We start from the raw sequence: 1744 nt of genomic DNA on the forward strand, positions 1-1744 counted from the left end.
CTGTAGAAGTTGTGGCAGCACCGATTTGCCATTCTGTCCCCAGAGTCCAACCCTTGCTGTTATTGGCAAAATCATCCCAGAAGTAGGTGGTAAATCCTTCCTCAGAAATAATAGTTCCCGTTGCTGTCTTAGGAGAACCACCAATGTAGCCCGTCCCGGAATTGACGGTTAAAATAACTGATTCGCTGTTTTCCTGTACGGTGTCGGCAATCGGATCAACCTCGACCGTTGCCGTTGTCGCACCGGGGTCAAAAGTGACGGTTCCTAATTTCGTCGTCGGGTCGAAGGTGACACCACTACCTGTTAATAGGTTGTAATCGGCTGGGTCGCTTCCCACTGGGGCAGCGTTTGCTATGCCACTCGCCCCGAAGTTAACGGTCAGGAGAGAACTCAGGTTTAAGTTAGTGCGAGTAAAGGTATAAACCAAGTTAGTCGTACCGTCTTCCTGCACACTGGCCGGACTGACACTGACGGTGACAGAAGGTAAGTTAGCCGCCGCCAAAGCGTTAAACACATTGAGCCGCTTACCAGAAACCGTTTTCCCGGCTAGAGCGGCAATAGAATCCCCCGTGTTCATTAAGGCATCTTTCACCTGTTGGGCTGTCCAGGTAGGATTTTGTGACCACAACAAAGCCGCCGCCCCAGTTACATGGGGACTGGCCATGGATGTCCCTGAATAGGTGGCATAGGTATTGTTGGGAGTGGTACTGTAAATCGCTGAACCAGGCGCGCCTAAATCTACGCTGGTTAAACCATAGTTGGAAAACGACGAGAGGGAATCGGTGCGGGTGGTGGAAGCAACGGAAATAATATTATCTAGGTTGTAGCTGGCAGGATAGGAGGGGCTTGTGTCAGTGTTTTGTGCACTATTACCAGCCGCCGCAATAAATAAGGCTCCCGCCTGACCCGCCGCATTAATCGCATTATAGAGTGCCTGACTATAACCGCCGCCACCCCAGGAATTATTGGTGAGCTTAACTCCTTTGGCCGTCGCATAGTTAATTGCCAAAATAGCATTGGAAGTAGAGCCTGATCCTTGATCATTCAAAAACTTCAGCGGCATGATTTTGGCATTCCAGGCCACCCCCGTCACGCCTACCCCATTATTTCCTTTGCCAGCAATAGTTCCAGCAACATGGGTTCCGTGACCATCAACATCACTGGGGTCATTGTCGTTATAGGCAAAGTCCCAACCGCGAATGTCGTCAATGTAGCCATTGCCATCGTTGTCAATGCCGTCGTTGGCAATCTCCCCTGGGTTTGTCCAGATATTACCAGCCAAATCGGGATGGTTGTAGTCAACTCCCGTATCAATAACCCCAATCACTAGATTAGGATCGCCGGTTTGAATATCCCAGGCTTCAGGGGCATCAATATCCGCGTCGGCAGTACCACCACTTTGTCCGGTGTTATGCAATCCCCAAAGTTGATTAAAACCAGGGTCATTGGGGAATGTCGCCAGGGGACTAATTGTGCCTTTTGTCACAATATAGTCGGGTTCAATGTATTCAAAAATTGGATTGGAGCCATATTCTGCCAGAATCGTATCCACAGAGAGCGACCCGGATAATTTCCAAATCTCTGCCCCCGTTAGTTTAATCTTCTGGGTTTTAACAGCACCAAAGAGGGAGTGAAACTGAGCAGCTTGGGCGGTGGCGATCCCTTGATTAAACTTGACAATGAGTTGATTGGGAGCATGGGGGGCAAGAGTGCTAGTTGCTGCCGGTTCTAGCTCTGAGGTGAC

1 protein-coding gene is annotated in these 1744 nt (G+C 49.8%); it reads right to left on the reverse strand.

Annotated features, from left to right (window positions below; genetic code table 11):
* Window positions 1-1744: S8 family peptidase (locus IQ242_RS24005; RefSeq protein WP_193961679.1), on the reverse strand; the 1744-nt coding region annotated here is incomplete at both ends.

This window comes from Microcystis sp. LEGE 08355 (assembly GCF_015207185.1).
Lineage (GTDB): Bacteria > Cyanobacteriota > Cyanobacteriia > Cyanobacteriales > Microcystaceae > Microcystis > Microcystis panniformis.